Annotated in this window: 18 protein-coding genes and 1 pseudogene; 8 read left to right on the forward strand and 11 right to left on the reverse strand. The window is 66.6% G+C overall.

Translation table 11 applies throughout. The annotated features are described in order from the left end of the window. Positions 1-404 precede the first annotated feature (404 nt). Positions 405-2,177: a fatty acyl-AMP ligase gene (locus J2W22_RS22750; RefSeq protein ID WP_307120555.1), complete on the reverse strand. Its 1,773-nt coding sequence runs from the start codon at positions 2,175-2,177 to the stop codon at positions 405-407. Positions 2,178-2,480: 303 nt separating this feature from the next. Between J2W22_RS22750 and J2W22_RS22755 the strand changes: the two genes are divergently transcribed. The 5 genes and pseudogenes from J2W22_RS22755 to J2W22_RS22775 all read left to right on the forward strand — a co-directional run. Beyond that, positions 2,481-2,834, forward strand: coding sequence for a RecX family transcriptional regulator (locus tag J2W22_RS22755; protein ID WP_307120556.1), 354 nt, complete (start codon positions 2,481-2,483; stop codon positions 2,832-2,834). Between the two features lie 71 nt (positions 2,835-2,905). Then, positions 2,906-3,490: a cold-shock protein gene (locus tag J2W22_RS22760; RefSeq protein WP_307120557.1), complete on the forward strand. Its 585-nt coding sequence runs from the start codon at positions 2,906-2,908 to the stop codon at positions 3,488-3,490. Positions 3,491-3,494: 4 nt separating this feature from the next. After that, the gene (locus J2W22_RS22765) at positions 3,495-3,986 is read left to right on the forward strand and encodes a DUF192 domain-containing protein (RefSeq protein WP_307120558.1); all 492 of its coding nucleotides are present in this window, start codon (positions 3,495-3,497) and stop codon (positions 3,984-3,986) included. A gap of 38 nt (positions 3,987-4,024) precedes the next feature. Next, positions 4,025-4,417 carry an NADH:ubiquinone oxidoreductase subunit NDUFA12 gene (locus J2W22_RS22770; RefSeq protein WP_307120559.1) on the forward strand — a complete coding sequence of 131 codons (393 nt, stop codon included), beginning with the start codon at positions 4,025-4,027 and terminating at the stop codon, positions 4,415-4,417. 260 nt (positions 4,418-4,677) lie between these two features. Beyond that, positions 4,678-4,845, forward strand: a pseudogene (locus J2W22_RS22775) (DUF2155 domain-containing protein); the annotation flags it as partial. Positions 4,846-4,880: 35 nt separating this feature from the next. Here J2W22_RS22775 and aat read toward each other — a convergent pair. From aat to J2W22_RS22795, 4 genes are all read right to left on the reverse strand, one after another. After that, complete coding sequence (gene aat / locus J2W22_RS22780) at positions 4,881-5,636, reverse strand: leucyl/phenylalanyl-tRNA--protein transferase (RefSeq protein ID WP_307120560.1); 756 nt, start codon at positions 5,634-5,636, stop codon at positions 4,881-4,883. Further along, entirely contained in the window at positions 5,633-6,367 is a 735-nt protein-coding gene (locus tag J2W22_RS22785; RefSeq protein WP_307120561.1) for a ParA family protein, read from the reverse strand. Before J2W22_RS22785 ends, aat begins: the two co-directional genes overlap by 4 nt. 89 nt (positions 6,368-6,456) lie before the next feature. Then, a complete protein-coding gene (locus tag J2W22_RS22790) occupies positions 6,457-6,837 on the reverse strand; it encodes a hypothetical protein (RefSeq protein ID WP_307120562.1) in 381 nt (126 codons plus the stop codon). Between the two features lie 124 nt (positions 6,838-6,961). Continuing rightward, positions 6,962-8,251, reverse strand: a complete 1,290-nt coding sequence (locus tag J2W22_RS22795; protein ID WP_307120707.1) for a Y-family DNA polymerase — start codon at positions 8,249-8,251, stop codon at positions 6,962-6,964. Between the two features lie 243 nt (positions 8,252-8,494). Between J2W22_RS22795 and J2W22_RS22800 the strand changes: the two genes are divergently transcribed. Continuing rightward, positions 8,495-9,007: a hypothetical protein gene (locus tag J2W22_RS22800; RefSeq protein ID WP_307120563.1), complete on the forward strand. Its 513-nt coding sequence runs from the start codon at positions 8,495-8,497 to the stop codon at positions 9,005-9,007. 244 nt (positions 9,008-9,251) lie between these two features. On the opposite strand, the gene J2W22_RS22805 is transcribed toward J2W22_RS22800, so the two are convergent. From J2W22_RS22805 to J2W22_RS22820, 4 genes are all read right to left on the reverse strand, one after another. Next, positions 9,252-10,853 carry a vWA domain-containing protein gene (locus J2W22_RS22805; protein WP_307120564.1) on the reverse strand — a complete coding sequence of 534 codons (1,602 nt, stop codon included), beginning with the start codon at positions 10,851-10,853 and terminating at the stop codon, positions 9,252-9,254. 99 nt (positions 10,854-10,952) lie between these two features. Next, positions 10,953-11,450: a DNA-deoxyinosine glycosylase gene (locus J2W22_RS22810; protein WP_307120565.1), complete on the reverse strand. Its 498-nt coding sequence runs from the start codon at positions 11,448-11,450 to the stop codon at positions 10,953-10,955. Next, positions 11,447-11,833 (reverse strand): type II toxin-antitoxin system VapC family toxin, encoded by a 387-nt coding sequence (locus J2W22_RS22815; RefSeq protein ID WP_307120566.1) that lies wholly within the window; start codon positions 11,831-11,833, stop codon positions 11,447-11,449. The genes J2W22_RS22810 and J2W22_RS22815 overlap by 4 nt, the downstream gene beginning before the upstream one ends. Beyond that, positions 11,830-12,096 (reverse strand): type II toxin-antitoxin system VapB family antitoxin, encoded by a 267-nt coding sequence (locus J2W22_RS22820; RefSeq protein WP_307120567.1) that lies wholly within the window; start codon positions 12,094-12,096, stop codon positions 11,830-11,832. The genes J2W22_RS22815 and J2W22_RS22820 overlap by 4 nt, the downstream gene beginning before the upstream one ends. A 69-nt stretch (positions 12,097-12,165) precedes the next feature. Between J2W22_RS22820 and J2W22_RS22825 the strand changes: the two genes are divergently transcribed. After that, the gene (locus J2W22_RS22825) at positions 12,166-12,498 is read left to right on the forward strand and encodes a DUF962 domain-containing protein (RefSeq protein WP_307120568.1); all 333 of its coding nucleotides are present in this window, start codon (positions 12,166-12,168) and stop codon (positions 12,496-12,498) included. Here the strand turns inward: J2W22_RS22825 and J2W22_RS22830 are convergent. After that, positions 12,495-12,962 (reverse strand): hypothetical protein, encoded by a 468-nt coding sequence (locus tag J2W22_RS22830; RefSeq protein ID WP_307120569.1) that lies wholly within the window; start codon positions 12,960-12,962, stop codon positions 12,495-12,497. The two genes, J2W22_RS22825 and J2W22_RS22830, sit on opposite strands and share 4 nt — an antisense overlap. Before the next feature lie 133 nt (positions 12,963-13,095). After that, complete coding sequence (locus tag J2W22_RS22835; RefSeq protein WP_184000603.1) at positions 13,096-13,299, reverse strand: RAG2 PHD domain containing protein; 204 nt, start codon at positions 13,297-13,299, stop codon at positions 13,096-13,098. Between the two features lie 169 nt (positions 13,300-13,468). Here J2W22_RS22835 and J2W22_RS22840 point away from each other — a divergent pair, with 169 nt between their 5' ends. After that, positions 13,469-14,461, forward strand: coding sequence for a cysteine synthase A (locus J2W22_RS22840; protein ID WP_307120570.1), 993 nt, complete (start codon positions 13,469-13,471; stop codon positions 14,459-14,461). Positions 14,462-14,505: the final 44 nt, after the last annotated feature.

The following is a 14,505-nucleotide window of genomic DNA, read 5'->3' on the forward strand; positions in this document are numbered from 1 at the left end:
GCTGCATCTGCACGAGATGGGTCCCCGCTTTCGCGGGGATGACGGGTGTGCTTGCAATATAGGATTTCGCCTGTTTGCCTGACGCAGCCGGGCCCGGGCTCCGGCCGCTCTTTCACACTGTTGGAAAAATAGGATCACGCCCGCGCAAGGATATTGCGCGATGCGCGGCGTTCCCGGGAAAAGAGGGAAAATAAGCCCCGCAAAAACCGGCTTTTGCCGTGTACTTCGTGGACTTTGGCGAGTCGGCTGCGGCGCCCGTATAGGAAGGCCAGCAGTTCCACGGCGAAGGCAGGGGCAGAGCCTCCCCGAACGCGGGAGAAGCGGTCAGGTCTCTCCGGCGGCATTACAACTGGCCCCCGGCCTTCGCCGGGGAACAGTGTTTTGATGGATGGGTTGGCGAGCCCTTACGCGGCGAGCGCGTAGGGCTTGATCTCGCCGTTCAGGTAGAGGTTGCGCGCCTTGGCACGCGAGAGCTTGCCCGAGCTGGTGCGCGGCAGGGTGCGCGGCGGGACCAGCTCGATCACGCAGTTCATGCCGGTCACCGAGCGGACGCGCTCGCGGATCTCGTCGCGCAGGCGCAGGCGCTCGGCCTCGTCCGAGGTGCGGCACTGCACAAGCACCGCCGGCGTCTCCTCGCCGCCCGGGGTGGTGATCGCGAAGGCGGCAACGTCGCCCTGCTTGAACGCCGGCAACTGCTCCACGGCCCATTCGATGTCCTGGGGCCAGTGGTTCTTGCCGTTGATGATGATCATGTCCTTGGCGCGGCCGACGATGTAGATATAGCCGTCGCTCATGTAGCCCATGTCGCCGGTGTCGAGCCAACCGTCCTTCAGACAGGCGTCGGTCGATTCCTGGTCGCGGAAATAGCCGACCATGACCGACGGGCCCTTGCACCAGACCTTGCCGATCGCCTTTTCGGGAAGCGGCGTGCCGTCTTCCTCGCGGATCTCGATGGTCATGTCGCGCGCCGGAACGCCGCAATTGACGATCGCGCGGAAGCGCTGCGGGCGGTCGCCCCGGGCGACTTCGCCGCCCGAGAGCTGGGTCTCTTCGACCAGCTCGACGACGATGCCTTCGCCCGGCGGCATGATCGAGACGGCCAGCGTCGCCTCGGCCAGGCCGTAGCTCGGCAGGAAGGCAGAGGCCTTGAAGCCCGCATCGGCGAAGGCGTCGACGAACGACTGCATCACGTCCGGACGGATCATGTCGGCGCCATTGCCGGCGACGCGCCAGCGGCTGAGGTCGAAGCGGTCGCTGGCCTTGGTCTGGCTCGACATGCGGCGGGCGCAGATGTCATAGCCGAAGGTCGGCGAATAGCTGAGCGTGTTGCCCTGGTTGCGGCTGATCAGGTCGAGCCAGGCGAGCGGGCGCCGGGCGAAGTCCTCGGTCTTCAGGTAATCGGTCGACACCTGATTGGCGACGACCGAGAGGAAGCAGCCGACCAGGCCCATGTCATGGTACCAGGGCAGCCACGAGACGCAGCGGTCGCCCGTGGTCACGTTCATGCCGTGGCTGTGCGCGGCCAGGTTGTTGAGCAGCGCGTGATGGGTGATCACCACGCCGTGCGGGAAGCGCGTCGAGCCGCTCGAATATTGCAGATAGGCGATATCCTCGCCCTTCGATTCGGGCAGCGCCGTCTGCGTCGCGTCGCGCTGGCCGAACTCGGCCCAGTCCACGCCCGGCACGTCGCGGCCGCGCGCGGCTTCGGCGCACATCGCGCCGATCTCGGGCGGGTAGAACAGCATGCTCGGGTCGCAGCTCTGCAGCTGGACGGTCAGCTGGTCGATATACGACTGGGCGCCGCCGAAGCTGGTCGGCAGCGGCAGCGGCACCGGCCAGGCGCCGGCATAGACGCAGCCGAAGAAGAGCGAGGCGAATTCGGTGCCCGTCTCCGCGATCAGCGCGATGCGATCGCCGGGCTTCACGCCCGCGGCGACCAGGCGATAGGCCTGGTTCAGCGCGTCGGTACGCAGCTCCGCAAAGGGATAGGGGCGCACGAGGTTGCCCCGCGCGTCGTGGAAGTTGAGCCCGCGTATGCCCTGGGCGGCATAGTCGAGCGCATCGCCCAGCGTTTCGAAGTCCGCAAGGCGACGCGGCAGGCTGTCATCGGTCGGCGTGGGCGCGAGCGTTCCCGCTTCCCTTTCAGCCTCTAGCGATCCCGTAACGTCCAATACCATTCTTTATTCCGTGCCCCTGCGTGGTAGCCAACGTCGTGCCCCCACGACGAATTTTTGAGGCTAGCCTCTGCTACGCACTGTCGTTCAAAATCGGTTGCCACTGTGGCACAATCATGGCGCATGCCTGTCCCGAGACGCCCCCTGCCACCGCTGAATAGCGCCGATCTGGAGCGTTTCGCGCTCCGCTATGTCGAACGTTACGCTACGACAAGGGCCAAACTTGCCGCCTATCTGTCCCGAAAACTGCGGGAGCGGGGCTGGGACGGGGAAAAATCGCCCGATCCCGAAGGCTTGGCGGAGCGGATGGCCGGGCTCGGCTATGTAAACGACCGGCTCTATGCCGAATCCAAGGCCGGGGCGATGGCGCGGCGAGGCCTGGGCGCCCGCCGGGTCCGCGAGGCGCTGCGCTTCGCCGGGGTCGAGGAAGAGGACGCCGCCGCGCTGGCACCCTCGATCGAGGCGGGGCAAGTGTCGAGCGCGATCGCCTTTGCGAAGCGCAAGCGGATCGGTCCCTTTGGCCGCGAGGCGGCGGAGCGGCCGCTCCAGGAGAAGCAGATGGCGGCGATGATCCGCGCCGGCCATGCGCCGGGACTGGCCCGGGCGATCGTCCGGATGGCACCGGGGGATGACCCGGAAGCCATATTGGGACCCGGTTGAAACGAGCCGGTCACAAAGGCAATTCCATATGGAAAATACTATGTTAAGGTGACCCTCCGGGGGAACAGAAAATGCGTGCTGACCAACAGGTGGCGCAGAACGACTATACAGACACGCCGAACTTGGACGGGGGGATTGGCGAGGACCGGACGGACGAAGGTCAGGTCTTTGCCGGTGCCGTGAAATGGTTCGATGTAACGCGTGGCTTTGGCTTTCTCGTCGCTGACGACGTCGCCGTGGGCGACATTCTCATTCACTTCACCGTGCTGCAGGAACATGGCCGCCGCTCGCTGCCCGAGGGGGCTCGGGTGGAGTGCACTGCCGTCAAGCGCCAGCGGGGCCTGCAGGCGAAGGAGATCATCTCGATCGACCTGAGCCAGGCGGTCGAGGCGCCGAAGCGCCCGGCGGACCGGGTCGATCGTCTGCGGATGATCGATTCGGCCGGTCCGTTCGAGCCGGTGTCGGTGAAGTGGTTCAATCGGCTGAAGGGATACGGATTCCTCGTGCGCGATTCCGACTCGGCCGATATATTCGTCCATATGGAGACCTTGCGCCGCGCCGAGATCGAGGAGGTCGAGCCCGGCCAGCCGCTCGTCGCGCGCATCGTCGATGGCGAAAAAGGGCCGCTCGCGGTGGCGGTCGAAAGGACCAGCTGAGACAATGAAGTTCGTGCGTGGGTTGGGAGCGGCGCTTGCCGCTTCGGTGTTGCTCGTGCCCGGAGCGGCGCTGGTCGCCGCGGAATCCGGTCCGGCGGCGGCGCAGGCGGTGAAGAAGGCCGAGGTCACGGTCGAAAGCGCCAATGGCCCGCACGTCTTCCATGTCGAGCTGGCCCGCACCACCGAGGAGCAGGAGCGGGGGCTGATGTTCCGCACCAACATCCCCCAGGACGGCGGCATGCTCTTCACGCCCTATCCGGCCGAGGGCCCGCCGCGCGAGGCGAGCTTCTGGATGAAGAACACGCCCACCGCGCTCGACATCCTGTTCATCCGCGGCGACGGCACGATCGCCCGCATCGGCGAGAACGCGGTGCCCTTCTCGGAGGACAATGTGAAGTCGGGCGAGCCGGTGGAGGCGGTGCTCGAGATCAACGCCGGCGTATCGGCGAAGCTCGGCATCAAGGCGGGCGACAAGGTGCGCTGGGCGAAGCAGTAAGGATTGCCTCGCCCCGCGCTCCCCGCTAATCGGCGGCCATGGGTCTCAATCTCAATCCCTTCACCTGGTGGAACGGCGCCACCTTCGGCACCTGGATGGGCCTGCGCGGCAAGACGCGCGTGGGCGAGGACGATCTGGGCAACGTCTATTATGAGGGCGGCCAGGACCCCAACGGCATTCCGCGCCGCTGGGTGATCTACAGCGGCTCGAACGATGCGAGCCGCGTGCCGCCCGAATGGTTCAGCTGGCTGCACCACCAGATCGATTCGGCGCCCGACCAGGCGCTGCCGGCGCCCAAGTCCTGGGAGATCCCGGCCGAGGCGAACCTCACCGGCTCGCAGCTCGCCTATCGCCCGAGCGGCGCGCTGGAAAAGGGCGGGCACCGCGCCCGCGCCACTGGCGACTATGAGGCCTGGACCCCCGGCGCATGACCGCACGCCGCGCCGGAGCTGCCGCGGCCGGGCTGTTGCTCGCGCTTGGCGCATGCTCGGGCGGCGGTAGCGGACCGACGAACAACACGGCTTCGGACGAGATCGTAACCACCGGCGACTCGGGCGGCCAGGCGGCCGACGTGATCACCGTCGACCGTGACGGCAAGGCGATCGAGGATGCATCGGCCACCCCGATGAACGAACGCGTCGCGGTGCTCGGCATCCTCAACAAGCGCAACGGCGAAGCCCGCGAGTTCAAGATGAAGCCGGGCCAGGCGGTGCGAATCGGCGACGTGATCGTCCGCCTCAAGGCCTGCGACAAGACCGCACCCTGGGAAGCGGACCAGTTGACCGGCGCCTTCGTCCAGGTCGATGTGCTCGAAGTCGACAAGAAGTGGCACCGCGTCCATTCGGGCTGGCTGTTCGCCGAGCGCCCGGCGCTCAACGTCGTCCAGCACCCGATCTACGACGTCTGGCCCAAGAGCTGCGCGATGACCTTCCGCGACAGTGGCCCGGATACGGTGCCGGCGCCTGCGGCGGGCGGCTCGGGATCGGGCAATGCGTCGAGCGCGAAGAAGTCGCCATCGACCGAGGGCGCGCCGGTCGCGAGCCCGGCCGCCGAATCGCCGAGCGCCCCGGCCAGCAACGCGACATAGTCGTCCCGCGGGATCTCGATCGCGCCGAGCGTCGAGAGATGCTCGGTGATGAACTGGCAATCCAATAAAGTGAACCCGCCGGCCTGCAGCCGGGCGACGAGGTGCGCGAAGGCGACCTTGGAGGCGTTGGGCACGCGGGTGACCATCGATTCGCCGAAGAACGCGCGGCCGAGCGCGAGGCCGTAGAGCCCTCCGGCGAGTGTCTCGTCGTCCCAGCATTCCACCGAATGGGCGAAGCCGCGGCGGTGCAGCTCGAGGAAGACGCGCTCGATCGGGCCGTTGATCCAGGTATCCGGCCGGTCGGCGGCGCTCTCGGCGCAGAGCTGGATGATCCGCTCGAACGCCGTATCGACGGTCAGGCGGAAGCGGCCCGACTGGATGACCTTCCTGAGCGAGCGCGAGAGGTGGAAGCCGTTCAGCGGCAGCACGCCGCGCAGCTTGGGCTCGACCCAATAGACGCTGGCGGCGGTGCGGTGATCGGCCATGGGGAAGACGCCCATAGCATAGGCGCGCAGCACCAGGTCGGGATCGAGTTCCTGCTGGGGCGGCTGGGCGCGGCTCAACGTTTCTTGCCCGCCAGCCGGCGCTCGATCGCCTGCCACAGCTCGGCAAAGGCCTGGGCACCGGGGCTGCGCGGCGCGAAGCTGCCGACGGCGGCGCGGCGGACGCTCATCGACTCGACGATGCTCGCCATCGGGATCACCGGCCAGTCGGGATGCGCGGCCACGGCTTCGGCATGCAGCTTGCGCCGGCGATCGAGCATCGAATGGACCGGCAGCAGCGGCACCTTGCCACCCTTGCGGGCCAGATGCGCCGAGACTTCCTCGAAGGCACGGGTGGAGAGCGGGGAGGGGATGACCGGCACGACGATCAGGTCGGCGGCGCGCATCACCTGCTCGCTGGTCTCGGTCAGGCCCGGCGGGCAATCGAGCAGCATCCGGTCATAGGCCTTGTCGAGCTCGCCGAGCAGCTTGGCGAGCCGCTTCTTCTTGTCGAGCTCGTGGAAGGTGAGGTCGAGGCCGCGCAGCGAGGTATCCGCGCCGATCAGGTCGAGCCGGTCGACGCCGGTGTGCTGGACCAGCCGGGTGGGGGCGACGTCCTTGGTGAAGATCGCCTGGGCCTGGTCGCGGGTCTTGCCCTGCGGCTCGATCAGGAAGGTGGAGGCGGCCTGGGGATCGAGGTCCCAAAGCAGGGTGCGGCGGGAGGAAAGCGTGGCGGAGGCCCAGGCCAGGTTGACCGCCATGGTCGTCTTACCGACGCCGCCCTTCAGGCTGTAGATCGCGACCGTTGCCACCTGGATTCGCTCCCTTCCGCTTCAAGCTCGCATGAAAAAGGGCCGGCGGGAATGCCCGCCGGCCCCTGATGGAATTCTCGATGCGGCGATCAGCCGTGGCAGGCGCGCGAGCCCTTGCCCGGAATCTCGATCGTGGCGTTCTTGGCGGTGCCGGTGACCTTGAAGCCGCCATCGGCGACGAAGGGCTGGCCGGCTTCCGGCGCCTTGAGCATGGTGCCCGGACCGTCCTTGGTTTCCTTGACCAGGACCTGCTTGCCGCCCTTGTAGAAGTCGGCGAACACGACGCTGTTGTCCTTGCAACGCATCGAGACCGAGGTCTCGATCGACGGCGGCAGCTCGACCTTCGGGGCGTTCTTCAGCGCTTCGGCCTGGGGATCGGGCGCGGTGCCCGAAACTTCCTCAGGCTTGTTCTCACAGGCCGCGAGCGAAAGGAGCACGGCGGCGGCGGCAAAAATGGGGGCTTTGTTCATAGCGGGCGGGAGCTTTCGTTCACCAAGAAAGAATCGTCAAGCGATTCGTGTTATAGAGTTACATTACGATTGTGCAGCGCAGCATGATATCCGTAATGTTGCGATCCGATGACAGACACCGATGTCATTCATGGAATTCGCTCATTTCTGGAATACGTCCAAAAGCGATCTTTGTGCCTACCCGGTCGATTCTGCCGCCGTGCAGCGGCCCGACCGACACGGCATTGCGCCCGAACTTCTGGTTAATGCTGTCCATCGCGCGGCTGAGCGAGAGCGTGCGGGTCTCGCGGGCGAGCGGATCGTCGGGATCGAGCGCCGAGAACAGCGAGCCCTGTTCGCCCTCCACCGCCTCGATCTCGCACAAGGTGACCCCGACCATGCGCAGGCGGAACCCGCCGGGCCGGCCGCGTCCCGCTTCGGCCAGCCGGGGGAAGAGCTGGTCGAGCGCATGGAGCACGACGAAGCTGTCCTGCGTGCCCGGCAGCCGGATCGAGGCGCGCCAGTTGGACTTGTCGTCCTCGAACTTGCCGTGGAGCACCAGCAGCCGGGCGCGATAGCCCTTGCGGCGCAACCGGCTGGCTGCCTTGAGCGCGAGGCGGCGCGCGGTGAGGCGGGTGGGCTCGAGCCCGCGCTTCTGCGGCGACAGGACATGGCTGTGCCCGATCGTGCGGCTCTGGGTCGGCTTGTCGGGCAGCTCGACGCCGTGGAGCAGATACCAGAGCCGGTCGCCATTCACGCCGCCCCAGGCATTGCCGGCATCGCGCGGGCGGCGCGCGCAATATTGGCGGATGTCGAGGATCCCGTCCTGCGCCAGGCGCTTCTCCATCTTGGCGCCGATCCCGGCGATGTCGCGCAGGCGCAGTGGATACAGGCATTCGGGAAGGTTGCGCGCACTGAGCACGACGAGCCCGTCGGGCTTCTGCATGTCCGAGGCGAGCTTGGCGAGGAGACGGTTGGGCGCGATGCCTACCGAGCTGGTCAAACAGGCGCCGATATTCGCACGGATGCCCGCCTTGATCCGGTGGGCGAGGGCGACCGCTGCAGGTTCGTCATTCTCATTGTCGAGCAGGCGGCAGGCGACTTCGTCGATCGAGCAGACATGGGTGACCGGAACATGCTTCCAGATCTCGGCGAGGATCGCTTCATGGAACTCGACATATTTCTCGTGCCGGGCCGGCGTGATCAGCAGGTCGCGGCACAGCTGCTTGGCCTCCCAGACCGGCGTGCCGGTGGAGATGCCGTATTTCTTGGCCTCGACCGAGGCGGCAATGGCGACGGTGGTGTCGCTGTCGACCGGCGCGACGATCACCGGGCGCCCCCGCAGCGCCGGGTTCAGCTGCTGCTCGACGCTGGCGAAATAGGAATTGAGATCGAGGTACAGCCAGCGCAGCGGGCGGGGCGGAAAGGCGAGGATTGGGGCTGGAAGTTCACTAAGTTCACGACATCCACGCGCGAGGCCGTTCGCACTCGTCCCCGGACGCGGCGAAGCGTCCCCGGCCGGGCGGGGTGGCTCTGAATCGAAGGGAGTCGGATCGGCCATGAATGGAACAATACAGGAACATAATCGTGTAGGACAGCCGTAATGGGTCGAGAAATGTGCCTGCGGCTTGACCGTTGCGGTTCGGACCGCGCAGGGTCGATGCAGGAGGGATGGTCAATGCGCGCACTTGCCATTGCCGCGTTGCTCATGCTCGCGGCCTGCGGATCGGACGAGAAGGCCGGGGAGCCGGTCGCCAAGCCGAGTCCCAGGGGGCCGCATCTGGGCGAGGTGCCGCTCGACAAGCCGCTGCGCGCTACCGACAATGCGCTGACCTGGTCGCTGGAGGTTGCGCCCGGTTCGATCACGCTCACGCGTTTTGCCGGGCGCGGTGCCGAGGGCAGCGTCACCCAATTCTATCCGGTCTCGCCCCAGGTCGATGCCGACAAGGCGGTTTGGAGCACCAAGGACGTGGCCGGGGAGCCGGTGACGATCACCTTCACCAATGTCCATTGCACCGAGAGCGGCGATCCGGCGATCGAACGGCCGCTCACCGCCGATGTGCGGATCGGCGACAGGCAGTTCCGCGGCTGTGCCGGGGAACGGCCGGCGGACGGGCTGAACTCGCAGCCGGTGGAGCCGGGAAATGCGGCTGCGGGCAATGTGGCGGATGAAGTGACGAACTCCCACTGAGCTTTCCCCGGCGAAGGCCGGGGTCCAGACTTGAAGTCTGGAATGGGCGTTTCATTTGCGAGGAGCGATTTCCCGGACATTTTCGCCTGCTGCCCTCGGTAGATTCCAAATCTGGGCCCCGGCCTTCGCCGGGGAAAGAAGAGGGGGCATCGAGGGCAGGAACCGCGGCCCGACCTTTGGAGAAAAGGCCGAGCCGCGGCGGTCGGCGGCGCCCTGGATCGCCGCCGGTTGGAGGCACAGCGCGCTAAAGCGCCCGGTCTTCCGCGCGGCGCACCGATGCGGTGCGGGTCTGGGCATCCGCGCGGTCGACCAGGCGCAGGAACTCGCTCCGCCACCAGGCCTGCTGACTGAATCCCCATTGTGATCCGGCAAGGCGCTTGACGTCGGCATAGCCCCAGTCGCCGAGCAGATCGTCTCCGCGCAGCTTTTGGGCAAAGCCCGCCACCGCCACCGCAAAGGCCAGGTCGCCGCTCGGCATCGGCGCATTGCGCAGCCGGCTGGCCTCGACCGGCTGGGTGATCAGCCGCGAGGCGTCGCCATTGGGCAGCTTGTAGCGCAATCGGACCTGGGCCAGCTCACCCTTCGCGTCGCCCGTGGCTCCGCCTGCATTTTCGGGCCGACGATTGGCGGCGAAATGGCGATCGGGCAGCCAACCCTTCGATCCGGCGGGGACGATCTCGTAGATCGCGGTCACCTGGTGCCCGGCGCCGATATCGCCGGCATCGACCTTGTCGTTCTGGAAATCCTGCTCGGTGAGCGCGCGGTTCTCGTACCCGATCAGCCGATACTGGCTGACCTCGGCGGGGTTGAACTCGACCTGGACCTTCACGTCCTTGGCGATCGTGAACAGGGTGGAGCTCAGCTCGGTGTCGAGCACCTTCCGCGCCTCGTCGACCCCGTCGACATAGGCATAGTTGCCGTTCCCCTTGTCGGCGATCGCCTCCATCATCGAATCGTTGAGATTGCCCTGGCCGAAGCCGAGCACGGTGAGGGTGATGCCGTCGTCGCGGTTCCTCTCGATCAGCTGCTCGAGCTGGGACTGGTCGGTGATGCCGACATTGAAGTCGCCGTCGCTGGCGAGGATCACGCGGTTGATCCCCTCTTTGTCGAAATTCTCCCGGGCCATCGCATAGGCCAGCTCGATGCCTTCGCCGCCCGCGGTGGATCCGCCGGCGCTGAGATCGTCGAGCGCGGCGCGGACCTCGGCCGGGCTGGAGGTCGGTTCCAGCACCACGCCGGCGGCGCCGGCATAGACGACGATCGAGACATGATCGCCCGGCTTCATATTGTCGGCGACCATGCCGAGCGCGCGCTGGACCAGCGGCAGCTTGTCGGGCTCGTTCATCGATCCCGAGACGTCGACCAGGAAGACGAGGTTGGCCGGCGGGCGCTGGGCACGGCCCAGATCATAGCCGCGCAGGCCGATGCGGAGGAGCCGCGTCTCGCTGTTCCACGGCGTCTGGGCGACATCGGTGGTGACGCTGAACGGCGCGCCGCGATCGCCGGGGGCGGGGTAGTCATAGCGGAAATAGTTGATCAACTCCTCGGCGCGGACGGCGTCCCTGGGCGGCATCTGCCCCTGGGTGAGGAAGCGGCGGACATTGGCATAGGCGGCGGTATCGACATCGACCGCGAAGGTGGAGACCGGCGCCTGGGCCACGGCATGGACCGGGGAGACGGCGTTCTTCGCATAGCGCTCGGCATTTTCGGGGGCGGCGGCGACGTCGGATGCCTCCGCCATCTCCTGCGGGCCGGGCTGGTAGCTGGCGGAGCTGCCTTGCTGGCTGTTGCAACCCGCGAGCAGCACCGCCGGAAGAGCGGCGGAAATCAGGAACTTGAAGCGCATGCATTCCCTCCTTGCCTAGATATTGCCTTAATCTCGCCGCAAATGTGGCATGATTGAGGCAAAACCGACAAGCGGAAAATTCACAGGGTTTAGATGGGATTATCCGATCAGGGTGCGCAGCGCCTCCCAGTGCGGCAGCTTGTTCTCGAAGCCGATCGTGTGCAGCGGACTCGAGGATGGCAGGGCAATTATGGCGTAGAGGCCGGCGGCCTCGCCCAGCTGTTTCGTGCCAGTGCGGAAAGCGGTGCCGCCGTTGAAGGCGATGGCGCGGAGATCGGGTAGGGTGGCGGCGAGGGCGGCGATGTCATGACCCTCGACGTCGCGCAGCGCGGCATCGGTGCTTCCGGTGCGCCGGGCGCTGGCGACCACGTCCCACAGCCCGATATGCGCGTCGCGCAGCGCGGTGAGCCGGTCGGGATAGTCGAGGGCGGCCAGGTCGAGGCCGGCGGCAGGCGAGATCAGCCGCCAGAACTGGTTCTGCGGATGAGCATAGTAACGCTGCTCGGCGAGCGAGCGTTCGCCGGGGAGCGAACCGAGGACGAGGAGGCGGGTACGCGCGTCGACGACGGGCGGGAAGCTGTGCTTGCGATCGGTCACGCGGTGAGAATGTCGGTCTGCGCGAAATCGTCGCCCTTGTAGAGCAGGGGCTCGCCGGTCGCCTTGGCCAGGGCATAGGCGAAGCAGTCGCCGAAATTGAGGCGGGCGGGGTGGCCAGTTCCTCGACCGAATTTGCGATAGGCTTCAGCGCCTAGTCGCGCCTGTTCTGATGTCACCGGTTCGATCGCCATTTGCACGCGCTGAAACAACGCTTCCATTAGATTCGCTTTGGCCGGATGACGGCGGATGACGACCGTTGCGGCTTCCATCCTAGTCGCGGCCGATATCCGGCAGGGAGATGCTTGGAGGATTTTCCGGAGCATCATGTCGCTCTCGGGCTCATTCAGGATGATCGCCATAAGCGCCGAAGTGTCGACAATCACTTCGGTAACCCATCTTCGTCGTAGATCGCGTCCATCCATTCCTTCGAAGTCTTTCCGCGCATCTCGGGCGGGATCGAGGCGACGAATTCGCGACTGATCTCTTTGACTTTCGCAAGGGTCTCCTGAATCTCTTCCTCGCGCCGTTGTAGTTCGCGTTCCAATGCGTGACGGATCGCCTGGGTGATCGGCTGGCCGGTCGCCTCGGCCAGCTCCCGTGCCAGGCGGATCGTCTCGGCATCCTTGATGTTGAGCTGCGCGCCCATCTTTCTACCTCCGGTGCCGGGCTTTCTACCATGGCTTGCACGGAGGCGAAACGGGTGTAGCTTCACACCATGGCAGACAAGATCACCCGCTATCGCGACTTCTGGCCCTTCTACCTGCGCGAGCATGCGAAGCCGTGGACGCGGGGGATGCACTATGTCGGTACGATCCTGACCCTGTGGTTCCTGCTGCTGGCGCTCGGCGGCGCGGGCTGGTGGTGGTGGCTGGCGATTCCGATCGCCGGCTATGGCTTTGCCTGGGCGGCGCATTTCGGCGTCGAGAAGAACCGGCCGGCGACCTTCACCTATCCGCTCTGGTCGCTGGTATCCGACTATCGGATGTTCTTCCTGTGGTTCGGCGGCCGGCTCGACGCGCATCTCGCCCGGGCGGGCGTGGCGGCCTAGCCCTCGGCGAGCACCTTGCCGCCGAGGCGCGCCAGCGCGCCGCCGAGCGGGCTGCACGGATAGGGCATCGGCTCGGAAAGGAAGATCAGGTCGGCGGCGCCGTCATGCTCCGAGGCGAGCGCGGCGATCGGCTCGGCGATCTCGAAATGCAGGTCGGTGGAGGGGTGAGCGGCGAGCTCGGCCTGCCAGCGGGCGTGGCGGACGCCGGCGGTCCAGAGCGACACGCCGCGGCCTTCGATCGAGACGAAGCCCAGTTCGCGGGCCTTTTCGGCGGCGCGGAGGAGGCGGCCGCCATCGGCGCAGTCCAGATCGAGCATGCGGACCGAGCGGTGGCCATGGTTGCGGAATTCGGCGAGTGCCCGGGCGATGCGGGCGTCGCAGGGGCCGTGTCGCGATCCTCCGGGCTCGGTCGACAGGCCCGCGCGGCGCAGCAGGCCGCCGAGCGAGAATTGGGTGGCGGTCATTGGTCTTTCTCCTGGGAAACGGGGCGGGTCCTCAGCGACAGGGATCCCGGAATCCGGCGGTGGGATGAGGCGCTGCGCTCCGCGGCAGGCGGACGAGCAGCGCGCAGGCGAGCGCGACGATCGCGGTCATGCATCAGTGCGACAGGATCGAGTGGAGCGGCGTGGTGGCCAGCACCATGCGCGAGCCCGGAAAGGCGCGGCACTCGGACAGGGCGAAGCGGATCGCGGCATCGCGGGAGCGGAACAGCCCCTCGAGCATGCCATCCTGTTCCTGCACGACCCAATGGCCTTCGGTATCCTGGCCGACGCGCAGGATGTGTTCGGAACGCGAAACCATATGCACTCCATTTGTGAACCGGAGTGCGAGATAGGGGGCGGGGCCGTTAAGCTTCGAGACGAATTTCGGGCCCGGGCATAAGGGTTCCGTAAAGGCGAGAAGCCCGGCTTTTTCGCGACGTGCCAGCGCTTGCTTGCGGCGGGCGGGAAAGCGCTCCATCTAGGCCGCCATGCATGCGACATCCGACACGCTGGCGCTCATCGGCAACACGCCGCTGGTGCGCCTGAAAGGGCCGAGCGAGGCCACTGGCTGCGACATCTACGGCAAGTGCGAGTTCGCCAATCCCGGCGCCTCGGTGAAGGACCGCGCGGCGCTCTACATCGTCAAGGATGCCGAGGAGCGCGGGGCGATCCAGCCGGGCGGCTGCATCGTCGAGGGTACGGCCGGCAATACCGGCATCGGCCTCGCGCTGGTCGCCAATGCCAAGGGCTATCGGACGATCATCGTGATGCCCGAGACGCAGAGCCGCGAGAAGATGGACACGCTGCGTGCGCTCGGCGCCGAGCTCGTCCTGGTGCCGGCGGCGCCCTATTCGAACCCCGGACATTTCGTCCACACCTCGCGCCGGATCGCCGAGGAGACGCCCAATGCGATCTGGGCCAACCAGTTCGACAACACCGCCAACCGCAAGGCGCATATCCACGGCACCGCCGAGGAGATCTGGGCGCAGATGGACGGGCGGATCGACGGCTTCACCTGCTCGGCGGGTACTGGCGGCACGATCGCCGGCGTCGGGCTGGGGCTCAAGGCCAAGGACGAGGACGTCGTCATCGCGCTGAGCGACCCGCATGGCGCGGCGCTCTACAGTTATTATGCGTGCGGCGAGCTCAAGTCCGAGGGCAGTTCGGTCGCCGAGGGCATCGGCCAGGGCCGGATCACCGGCAACCTCGAGGGCGCGCCGATCGACACGCAGTTCCGCATCTCCGACGCGGAGGGCATGGAATGGGTCGAGCGGCTGCTCAAGGAAGAGGGGCTGTGCTTGGGCCTCTCCTCGGGCATCAACGTGGCGGGTGCAGTCAGGCTGGCGAAGCAGCTCGGCCCGGGCAAGCAGATCGCGACGATCCTGTGCGATACGGGTTTCCGTTACCTTTCAACGCTCTACAATGCCGAATGGTTAACCGCCAAGGGGTTGCCGGTGCCGGGATGGCTCGCCACTGCGTGAACGATCCATCTTGGCAATGGGTCGGTTCGGCGTTACATTTATGC

This window comes from Sphingomonas kyeonggiensis (assembly GCF_030812785.1).
GTDB lineage: Bacteria > Pseudomonadota > Alphaproteobacteria > Sphingomonadales > Sphingomonadaceae > Sphingomonas > Sphingomonas kyeonggiensis_B.

What these genes read in the sequence shown, in the direction of transcription:
- J2W22_RS22750 (WP_307120555.1), bottom strand. Translation starts at nt 2,177, where the DNA reads ATGGTATTGGACGTTACGGGATCGCTAGAGGCTGAAAGGGAAGCGGGA.
- J2W22_RS22755 (WP_307120556.1), top strand. Translation starts at nt 2,481, where the DNA reads ATGGCCGGGCTCGGCTATGTAAACGACCGGCTCTATGCCGAATCCAAG.
- J2W22_RS22760 (WP_307120557.1), top strand. Translation starts at nt 2,906, where the DNA reads ATGCGTGCTGACCAACAGGTGGCGCAGAACGACTATACAGACACGCCG.
- J2W22_RS22765 (WP_307120558.1), top strand. Translation starts at nt 3,495, where the DNA reads ATGAAGTTCGTGCGTGGGTTGGGAGCGGCGCTTGCCGCTTCGGTGTTG.
- J2W22_RS22770 (WP_307120559.1), top strand. Translation starts at nt 4,025, where the DNA reads ATGGGTCTCAATCTCAATCCCTTCACCTGGTGGAACGGCGCCACCTTC.
- J2W22_RS22790 (WP_307120562.1), bottom strand. Translation starts at nt 6,837, where the DNA reads ATGAACAAAGCCCCCATTTTTGCCGCCGCCGCCGTGCTCCTTTCGCTC.
- J2W22_RS22800 (WP_307120563.1), top strand. Translation starts at nt 8,495, where the DNA reads ATGCGCGCACTTGCCATTGCCGCGTTGCTCATGCTCGCGGCCTGCGGA.
- J2W22_RS22805 (WP_307120564.1), bottom strand. Translation starts at nt 10,853, where the DNA reads ATGCGCTTCAAGTTCCTGATTTCCGCCGCTCTTCCGGCGGTGCTGCTC.
- J2W22_RS22820 (WP_307120567.1), bottom strand. Translation starts at nt 12,096, where the DNA reads ATGGGCGCGCAGCTCAACATCAAGGATGCCGAGACGATCCGCCTGGCA.
- J2W22_RS22825 (WP_307120568.1), top strand. Translation starts at nt 12,166, where the DNA reads ATGGCAGACAAGATCACCCGCTATCGCGACTTCTGGCCCTTCTACCTG.
- J2W22_RS22830 (WP_307120569.1), bottom strand. Translation starts at nt 12,962, where the DNA reads ATGACCGCCACCCAATTCTCGCTCGGCGGCCTGCTGCGCCGCGCGGGC.
- J2W22_RS22835 (WP_184000603.1), bottom strand. Translation starts at nt 13,299, where the DNA reads ATGGTTTCGCGTTCCGAACACATCCTGCGCGTCGGCCAGGATACCGAA.
- J2W22_RS22840 (WP_307120570.1), top strand. Translation starts at nt 13,469, where the DNA reads ATGCATGCGACATCCGACACGCTGGCGCTCATCGGCAACACGCCGCTG.